The 9,743-nt window shown below is 33.5% G+C and carries 8 protein-coding genes and 1 pseudogene; 6 read left to right on the top strand and 3 right to left on the bottom strand.

Going from position 1 to position 9,743, the window contains the following annotated elements; translation table 11 throughout:
* Positions 1 to 164: 164 nt before the first annotated feature.
* From AC15TD_RS03815 to AC15TD_RS03790, 6 genes and pseudogenes are all read left to right on the top strand, one after another.
* A pseudogene (locus AC15TD_RS03815) lies at positions 165 to 551 on the top strand (acyl-CoA thioesterase).
* Positions 552 to 782: 231 nt separating this feature from the next.
* Positions 783 to 2,177: a 3-isopropylmalate dehydratase large subunit gene (leuC, locus tag AC15TD_RS03810; protein ID WP_484450815.1), complete on the top strand. Its 1,395-nt coding sequence runs from the start codon at positions 783 to 785 to the stop codon at positions 2,175 to 2,177.
* A gap of 35 nt (positions 2,178 to 2,212) precedes the next feature.
* Positions 2,213 to 2,809, top strand: a complete 597-nt coding sequence (gene leuD / locus AC15TD_RS03805) for a 3-isopropylmalate dehydratase small subunit (RefSeq protein ID WP_484450814.1) — start codon at positions 2,213 to 2,215, stop codon at positions 2,807 to 2,809.
* Positions 2,810 to 4,330: an alpha-isopropylmalate synthase regulatory domain-containing protein gene (locus tag AC15TD_RS03800; RefSeq protein ID WP_484450813.1), complete on the top strand. Its 1,521-nt coding sequence runs from the start codon at positions 2,810 to 2,812 to the stop codon at positions 4,328 to 4,330.
* A 247-nt stretch (positions 4,331 to 4,577) separates the two neighbouring features.
* On the top strand, positions 4,578 to 5,636 hold the full coding sequence (leuB, locus tag AC15TD_RS03795; RefSeq protein ID WP_484450812.1) for a 3-isopropylmalate dehydrogenase: 1,059 nt from the start codon (positions 4,578 to 4,580) through the stop codon (positions 5,634 to 5,636).
* A 74-nt stretch (positions 5,637 to 5,710) separates the two neighbouring features.
* Complete coding sequence (locus tag AC15TD_RS03790; RefSeq protein WP_484450811.1) at positions 5,711 to 7,279, top strand: alkaline phosphatase PhoX; 1,569 nt, start codon at positions 5,711 to 5,713, stop codon at positions 7,277 to 7,279.
* A gap of 14 nt (positions 7,280 to 7,293) precedes the next feature.
* Here the strand turns inward: AC15TD_RS03790 and AC15TD_RS03785 are convergent, their stop codons facing one another.
* The 3 genes from AC15TD_RS03785 to AC15TD_RS03775 form a co-directional block, all read right to left on the bottom strand.
* Entirely contained in the window at positions 7,294 to 8,550 is a 1,257-nt protein-coding gene (locus AC15TD_RS03785; protein WP_484450810.1) for a mechanosensitive ion channel family protein, read from the bottom strand.
* Positions 8,551 to 8,552: 2 nt separating this feature from the next.
* Positions 8,553 to 8,843 carry a DUF3817 domain-containing protein gene (locus AC15TD_RS03780; protein WP_484450809.1) on the bottom strand — a complete coding sequence of 97 codons (291 nt, stop codon included), beginning with the start codon at positions 8,841 to 8,843 and terminating at the stop codon, positions 8,553 to 8,555.
* A 61-nt stretch (positions 8,844 to 8,904) separates the two neighbouring features.
* Complete coding sequence (locus AC15TD_RS03775; protein ID WP_484450808.1) at positions 8,905 to 9,552, bottom strand: YqaA family protein; 648 nt, start codon at positions 9,550 to 9,552, stop codon at positions 8,905 to 8,907.
* Positions 9,553 to 9,743: the final 191 nt, after the last annotated feature.

Below are 9,743 nucleotides of genomic sequence, written 5' to 3'. Positions count from 1 at the left end.
ATAAAAATATAGATTAATAAAACGCTTTATATTGATTGGTTTTATAGTTTTTAACTAGGTTATCAACAATCACATTTTTTTATCATAATCTATATGTTATATTTACTATAAGTAGAAAGTAAATATTTGTAATTTGTATCAAACCTTAAAGCAGAATTTAACAGATGAAATTTCACACCAGAAAATAGGTAAAACCAGAAGATTTAAATCCTAATGGAACCTTATTTGGAGGTCGGTTATTAGAATGGATAGACGAGGAAGCAGCACTCTATACGATTGTTCAATTAGAAAATCAAAAAGTAGTAACCAAATACATGAGTGAAATTGATTTTAAGTCGTCGGCTTGGCAAGGTGATATTGTTGAAATTGGTATCGAAGTGGTTAAATTTGGAAAAGCATCTTTAACGCTTAGCTCTGAGGTTAGAAATAAAATGACTCATGAAACTATTATCACAATATCTAACATTGTCATGGTTAATTTATGTCAAGATGGTAAGGCAAAACCACACGGAAAAACCGAAGTTGAATTTGTTGAAGACCGGTTAAAGTAAAAATATAAAATTCTGCTATTAAAATTTATAAGCAAACTATCAATTCTGTTGTGATAAAGTCGATTTTTATCAAATCCATTAATAATTTTATAAAAATGAATTACTAAACAGCTTAAATATTATTATATACTGAAAAAAAAGTTAGTTTTTTATAAATTTGAAAGCTTTTGGGGTGCAGTACATTGTAGTTAAAGGCATTATTTAAAATTAAAAATAGAAATAAAAATTTTTATGAGTAAGACATTGTTTGATAAAGTATGGGATTCACATGTTGTTAGGAAAATTGAAGGTGGTCCAGATGTGTTTTTTATAGATCGTCATTTTATTCACGAAGTTACAAGTCCGGTCGCATTTCTTGGTTTAAAAACTAGAGGATTAAAAGTATTGTATCCAGAGCGTACATTTGCTACGGCAGATCATAATACACCAACCATTAATCAGCATTTACCAGTTGAAGATCCATTATCTGCTAATCAATTAAAAGCTTTAGAAGACAATTCTAACGAATATGGCATTAGCCATTGGGGGTTAGGACATCAAAAAAATGGTATTGTACACGTTGTGGGTCCAGAAAACGGCATTACATTTCCTGGAGCAACCATTGTTTGTGGAGATTCGCATACATCCACTCATGGTGCATTTGGCGCTATTGCTTTTGGTATTGGAACCTCTGAAGTCGAAATGGTATTGTCTACACAATGTATCATGCAGCCTAAACCTAAAAAAATGCGCATTAATGTGAATGGACAATTAGGAAAAGGGGTGACGCCAAAAGATGTCGCTTTATATATTATATCAAAATTATCAACGTCTGGAGCAACTGGTTATTTTGTGGAGTATGCAGGTGATGTGTTTGAAAATATGACTATGGAAGGCCGTATGACCGTTTGTAATTTATCTATTGAAATGGGAGCGCGTGGCGGTATGATTGCGCCAGATGAAACGACTTTTGCTTATTTAAAAGACAAACCACTATCTGTTAAAGGAGATGCTTGGGATAAGGCTGTTGCACATTGGAAAACATTAAAAACAGATGCCGATGCGACGTTTGACAAAGAATTAACATTTAGCGCCAGTGATATCGAACCTATGATAACCTACGGAACCAATCCAGGTATGGGCATGGGGATTTCTAAAAACATCCCTAATGCTGATGATTTAGAAGGTGGTGTTGCTACTTATAAAAAGTCTTTAGACTATATGGGTTATGAAGAAAACGATGCGATGATTGGTAAAAAGATTGATTATGTGTTTTTAGGAAGTTGTACCAACGGTAGAATAGAAGATTTTAGGGCTTTTGCATCTATTGTAAAAGGAAAGAAAAAAGCAGATCACGTTACGGCTTGGTTAGTACCCGGGTCGCATGAAGTAGAAGCCTTGATAAAAGAAGAAGGTATTTTAGATGTTATTACAGAAGCTGGATTCGTATTAAGACAACCAGGTTGTTCTGCATGTTTAGCAATGAATGATGATAAAGTGCCAGCTGGCAAATATGCAGTTAGTACGTCTAATAGAAATTTTGAAGGTCGTCAAGGTCCTGGTTCAAGAACCATATTGGCGAGTCCCTTAGTAGCAGCAGCAGCAGCAGTTACAGGCGTGGTAACGGACCCGAGAGATTTATTATAATCATTGACTGAATAAACAAATAACATAATAGAAAAATGGCTTACGATAAATTTAACATATTAACAAGTACGGCAGTTCCATTACCTTTAGAAAATGTAGATACCGATCAAATTATACCTGCACGATTTTTAAAAGCGACTAAGCGTGAAGGTTTTGGTGATAACTTATTCAGAGATTGGAGATATAATAATGACAATACTCCAAAAGAAAGTTTTGTATTAAATAATCCCATGTATTCTGGCAAAATTTTGGTAGGTGGGAAGAACTTTGGTTCTGGCTCTTCAAGAGAACATGCCGCTTGGGCGGTTTATGATTACGGATTTCGTTGCGTTGTGTCTAGTTTTTTCGCAGATATTTTTAGAAATAACTGTTTGAATGTTGGTGTTTTACCCGTGCAGGTGAGTTCTGAATTCTCAGAACAAATTTTCGAAGAAATTTATAAAGATCCAAACACTCAAATAGAAGTAAATCTAGCTGAACAGACAATTACCATAACATCTACTGGCGCTCAGGAATCGTTTGAAATCAACAGTTACAAAAAAGATAATATGCTTAATGGTTTTGATGATATTGATTATCTTCAAAGTATGAAAAGCGATATCGAATCTTTTGCTAATGATTTGATATTATAAATGGCAGCAAAACGAATTGAAATAATGGATACGACATTGCGCGATGGTGAACAAACCTCTGGCGTGTCGTTTTCTGCTTCAGAAAAACTAACCATTGCTAAACTTTTATTAAAAGAACTAAAAGTTGATCGTATAGAAATTGCATCAGCTAGAGTGTCTGAAGGTGAGTTTCTGGCGGTGAAAAATGTTACTAATTGGGCTAATGAAAATGGTTTTATTGAGGCCATTGAAGTTTTAACGTTTGTTGATAAAGGCATATCAATTGATTGGATGCTTGATGCAGGAGCTAAGGTTCAAAATTTATTAACGAAAGGTTCATTAAATCATTTAACTTATCAGCTAAAAAAGACTTCTAGTCAGCATTTTAAAGAAATATCAGAAACGATTTCTCTTGCTACTAAAAAAGGTATAGATACCAATGTTTATTTAGAAGATTGGAGTAATGGTATGCGTAATTCTAAAGACTATGTTTTTGAGTTTTTGGAGTTTTTATCAACGCAACCTATAAAACGGATCATGCTTCCAGATACTTTAGGAATTTTGACTCCTAAAGAATCTTATGATTTTGTTAAAGAAATAAAAGATAAATATCCTCATTTACATTTCGATTTTCATGCCCACAATGATTACGATTTAGGTGTTGCAAATGCTATTGAAGGGATAAGAGCTGGCGCTGATGGGCTGCATTTAACAATTAATGGTATGGGAGAGCGTGCTGGAAATGCACCTATGGCTAGTACTATTGCTGTAATAAATGATTTTATGCCCGAGGTTAAAGTTGGTGTAAATGAAAAAGTATTGTATACGGTGAGTAAGCTGGTTGAAAATTTTTCAGGCGTTATGATTCCTTCAAACAAACCAGTAATTGGGGCTAATGTATTTACACAAACTGCTGGTATACATGCAGATGGAGATAATAAAAGAAATTTATATTTTAGTGATTTAATGCCAGAACGTTTTGGTAGAACACGTAAATATGCGCTTGGCAAAGCCTCAGGTAAAGCTAATATTCAAAAAAATTTACAAGAATTAGGTCTTCAACTTAATGATGAGAACTTAAAGAAAGTCACGCAACGTATTATTGAATTAGGCGATAAAAAACAAGTGGTAACAAAAGAGGACTTACCTTATATTATTTCTGATGTTTTAGACAGAACGTATGAGGAAAAGGTAAAAGTTAATTCATATGTATTAACACACTCAAAAGGCTTAAAGCCATCAACAACGGTTTCTATTACTGTTAATGATAAAACTTTTGAAGAGAATGCGCAAGGCGACGGACAGTTTGATGCCTTTATGAATGCTATTAGAAACATCTTTAAAAGAAAGAATAGAATGTTGCCGGATTTGATTGATTATGCGGTTAGAATTCCTCCTGGAAGTCGTTCAGATGCTTTATGCGAAACAATTATTACTTGGAAAAGTTTAGATAAAGAATTTAAAACTCGTGGATTAGACTCAGATCAAACAGTATCAGCTATCAAAGCCACAGAAAAAATGCTAAATATTATTACTAATTAAAAGTTATTATATATAGTTAGTAACTGCGTTAGGGATTATAACGGTATTCTTTTTAAAACATGTTAAACGAGTCGTCATTGCGAGGAGGCACGACGAAGTAATCTCCTCAGGTTTATGAGATTGACACAGCAAATAAAAATTTGCTTCACAATGACATTTTAAAAAGATATAGTGGAAAGCCCGACCCTTTTTAGGGTAACGCCCAAATTATTAGATAGAAAAAATTAAAGATTAAATATAAAATATAATGAAATTTAATATTGCCCTTTTAGCCGGAGACGGTATAGGACCGGAAGTTATAGAGCAAGCAGTAAAAGTAAGTGATGCTGTTGCTAAGAAATTCGAACATGAGATTACTTGGAAACCAGCCCTAACTGGCGCTGCAGCTATTGATGCTGTAGGTGAGCCTTATCCAGACAGCACGCATGATATTTGTGTTGCATCAGATGCTGTTTTATTTGGTGCTATTGGGCATCCTAAATACGATAATGATCCATCTGCAAAGGTACGACCAGAACAAGGCTTATTAAAAATGCGTAAAAAATTAGGGTTATTTGCTAATGTGAGACCAACATTTACCTTCCCATCGCTTATAGATAAATCGCCTTTGAAGAGAGAACGCATTGAAGGCACCGATTTGGTGTTTTTACGAGAACTAACTGGTGGTATTTACTTTGGTGAAAAGGGTAGAAGAGATGGTGGTGAAACGGCTTTTGATAATTGTGTTTACACGAGAGTTGAAGTACAACGTTTGGCAAAAAAAGGGTTTGAACTGGCTATGACGCGCTCTAAAAAACTGTGCTGTGTTGATAAAGCGAATGTGTTAGAAACGTCTCGTTTATGGAGAGAAACGGTTCAGGCTATGGAAAAGGATTATCCAGAGGTTGAAGTCAGTTACGAATTTGTTGATGCTGTAGCGATGCGTTTAGTACAATGGCCAAATAGTTATGATGTGTTAATTACAGAGAATTTATTCGGAGATATTTTAACCGATGAGGCTTCTGTAATTTCTGGATCTATGGGATTAATGCCATCTGCTTCTATGGGAACCGATATGGCTTTATTTGAACCCATTCATGGCTCATACCCGCAGGCAACAGGCAAAAACATAGCAAACCCAATGGCAACTATTTTATCGGCAGCTATGATGTTTGAAACGGCGTTTAATTTGCCAGAAGAAGGGAAAGCTATTAGAGATGCTGTTAATAAAGCATTAGCCCAAGGCATTGTTACTGAAGATTTGTCTGATGGCGGAAAAGCTTATGGCACAAAAGAAGTAGGTGACTGGTTAGCTGCAAATATCTAGAAATTAATATTTTATCATATATTTTAAAATGGATTCATTACATTAGTATTGAATCCTTTTTTTATTCCAACCCTATGAAAAAATTGCCATTGTTCTGTTTAACCAGTTTTTTGTTTATTAATTTTTATGTGTTCCCGCAACAAAATATAGGGGATTTTACTTCAGTAGAACCCGTAGCGCAGTCTGACCAATTTGTAATCCCGTCCACACATACCTTTCAAAAAATTGCAGAAACAGGTGACGCGTTAACGGTTGGTTCTGGAACAATTCCTCAAAACCCTGATTTTACAGGTTTTGTGCCCATAGCAGGCAGCAGTACCAATGGGTATTTAAGTTTAAATCATGAAATAGCACCTGGAGCTGTGACTGTGTTTGATGTTAATTTTAATACCACAACACAACTATGGGAAACGACAGCCTCACAAGCCATTGATTTTTCTTCAGTTTTTGTGACGGGCGCGAATTGTTCAGGAACTGTAACCTCTTGGGGGACCGTTATATCATCAGAAGAATTTGCAGTAGCATGGGATTTTAATGCGGATGGTTATAATGATACGGGTTGGAATGTAGAAATTAACCCTGCCAGTAAAACGGTGATTGGTAAACATTGGGCTATGGGTAATTTTGCTCACGAAAATGTTTCCATTCATTCTAACGAAAGAACGGTGTATCAAGGTGCCGATTCCAACCCAGGGTATCTTTATAAGTATGTTGCGAATACTGCAAAAGACCTAAGTGCTGGCTTGTTATATGTTTATAAAGGCTCTAAAAATGGCTCAGGAGATTGGGTGTTATTGAATAATACAACTCAGGCCGAACAAAATACCACCATTTCACAAAGTGTGGCATTAGGGGCAACTGAATTTGCTGGTATTGAGGACGTAGAAATCGGACCTGATGGGATGGTATATTTTGCTGTTAAATCTGAAAATCAAGTCTATCGTTTTCAAGATTCAGATGCTATTAATGGTACGACTGTGTCAACTATGGAAACCTATGTTGGTAATATGAATTATACGATTGATTATGACTCGGGGTCATCATCTATTCCATGGAGCTATGGCAATGATAACTTAGCCTTTGATGGTGATGGTAATTTATGGGTGTTTCAGGATGGTGATTTAAATAATGGAGACCAAAATTATATTTGGGTTGTTAAAAATGGACATACCCAAGCAAATCCTAGAGTACAGATATTTGCTATTACACCAATAGGATCTGAGCCTACAGGCATTACATTTACACCAGACTACAAGTATTTGTTCATGTCTATTCAGCATCCGGATATCGCAAATAATGCGAATCAAACGGACGCTAGTGGCACTAACATTAGTTTTTCAAAAGGCACTACATTGGTAATTTCATTAAAAAAAAATTTAGGTACCGCCTTATCAAGTTCAAACATCATAAAAAATGCGAATAGAATTAATGTCTATCCAAATCCATCAGACGCTTTTAATACTGTAATAATTAAAGGTCATGACATTACAAATATTAAACTGTTTTCCATTACTGGAAAGCTCCTTGAAGAAAAACAATATCAGAATATTAAAGAGGTTGAATTTAATTTAAACGCATTAAAATCAGGATTTTATTTAATGAAAATAAATAATAACGTTATTAAAAAGCTCATTATTAAATAAACAATCATCTCTAATTATTTCGTGTCTTTCGATAAAAAACTTGAACCTGTTGGAAGTTCGAATATTTCTAAATTAAAATAAGGTACTGAAGCAATGACATGATCAAAAATATCAGACATGATATATTCATAATTTTCCCAACGTTTATCGGAACTAAAAGCATAAATTTCTAAAGGAATCCCTTGCGTTGTAGGTGCTAATTGTCTAACCATGATCATCATCTCTTTATTTATGGCAGAATGCTGTTCTATATAGGTTTGAACGTATTTTCTAAACACACCTATATTGGTAAGGTTTCTACCATTTAAAGCCAATTCCTTATTTATGTTATTGGTTGTATTATAGGTTTCTATATCACTTTGACGTTTGTCTAAATACGAACTAATTAACTGAATTTTTTTAAGGCTATCAACTTCATCTTTAGACAGATACTTAATGCTATCAAACTTAATGTTTAAGGAACGCTTTATGCGTCTTCCGTCGGAATTTATCATTCCTCGCCAGTTCTTAAACGAATCAGAAATCAATGCATAAGTAGGAATGGTTGTGATGGTTTTATCCCAATTTTGAACTTTAACAGTAGCTAAATTAATTTCTGTAACATCACCATCTGCACCATATTTTTCAAAAGTGATCCAATCACCAATATGTACCATATCGTTAATAGAAACCTGAATACTAGCTACAAACCCTAAAATGGTATCTTTAAAAATTAATAGAATAACAGCAGAAGCAGCTCCTAAACCTGTTATAAAATTTATAAATTCTATTCCTGAGATGATGGCTATGGCTGAAAAAATCCCCACGACCCAAGAAAAAATCATAAACACTTGAATATAACTATCTATGGGTTTATCCTTAAGTCTAGGTAATATCTTCAAATAATCTTTTATTGTATTTAAAACACTTCTTACGATCCAAAGCGTTAAAAGAATGGCAAACACTTGCAACCCTTTCTCTACAATCTTTAAAGAATTCATAAAATCACTTAGGACAATGGGCATGAACTCAATCATGATTAGAAACGGAATAACATGAGCTACGTTACTAGGCACTTTATTGGTCACCAACAAATCATCAAAGTTAGTTTTTGATTTTGATGCAAATCTCGAAAAAACTTCAATTAATATTTTTCTTATAATAAAGTCAATTATAAAAACCAACACGAACAATACTATTGCCAATGCAAGCATATTCATGTATTTAGAAGACGTTTCTGTAAAACCTACAGACACTAAATAATCGTAGAGCAAATGTTTTAAAGTTTCCATAATTAATTGGAGGTATTTAAATATTTTCTATCAACATAAAATGTTCCAAATGGAATGATAGACGCGATCAGTACAGAGGCAAATTGCGATTTATTCCAATTGGTTTCATTTTTAAACATAAATGCTAAAATAAGATAGCCTATAAACAGCAGTCCATGTGGCATTCCTAATATTTTTACATATTTAGGGTCCTCTGCTACGTATTTTACAGGAGTTGCTATAAATAGTAATAAGATATAAGAAACACCTTCTAAAAATGCAACCAATCTAAAAATATTTAAAAATGTAAACATCGAAAATTTTAATTTTTTTCAAAGGTACTATTTAGATAGATAAAAACTCAATTCAAATGAATTAAAACACATGAAAAATTACAAGTCCGTAAAGAAGGAATCTCAATAAGCGCAGAGAGCCGTAAAGTATCACGCTTTTAAAAGGAAATTCAATAATGCCTGCAGCCATACAAGAAATAGAGAAGGGTAGAGGTAATAATGCACCAACTAAAATTAAAAAACCACCCCACTTTTTAGAGTTTTTTAGTTGCTTTTTCATTTTTTGTTCTAAATAGTTATTTATGGATGGAATTTTAGTAATTCCAATACCTATCCAGTAAGTACACAGTCCGCCTAAATAAGATAGAACCGCCAAAACACTTAAGTATAACCAAGGTTGGTTTAATTTACCAGACCAAGCAATAAATATTTCGGGAGGAATAAGCCCTAAAAACGTTTCCGAAACAAAGAAAAAAACTAATACACCTGGTATAGGAAGTATTTCGGTAACATGAATGAGCGCTTCATTAATATTAAAAAATCTATTTACCAAATAAATGGCGACAACAATAAGTACAATATAAGGTAAAGCCTTTTTAATAGCATGACCTACGAATTGATAAAAACCAGTATACGTATAATATTGATGTAATAAATGTAATCTTGATTTTTCGGATTTCGTACCAGTTTTTGGTTTTTCTTTCATTAATAATTTTTCTTTTTCAAGCACACAAATATAGGTTTATCTGATTATTTAAAACCGTTTTAAAATTATTTAGCATAAGTTTAAGATAGCTTTAACATGTAGATTAAAACATCATCGTTAAATAACTACATATTTTTTTGAATTTTTTTGCTGACTTAAATCATTTTTTAATTAATTTAAAGGACTTAGTTTTATTTTATAACAAATTAAACCTA

Source organism: Yeosuana sp. (genome assembly GCF_057126245.1).
This window is presented reverse-complemented; position numbering and strand designations above follow the sequence as displayed.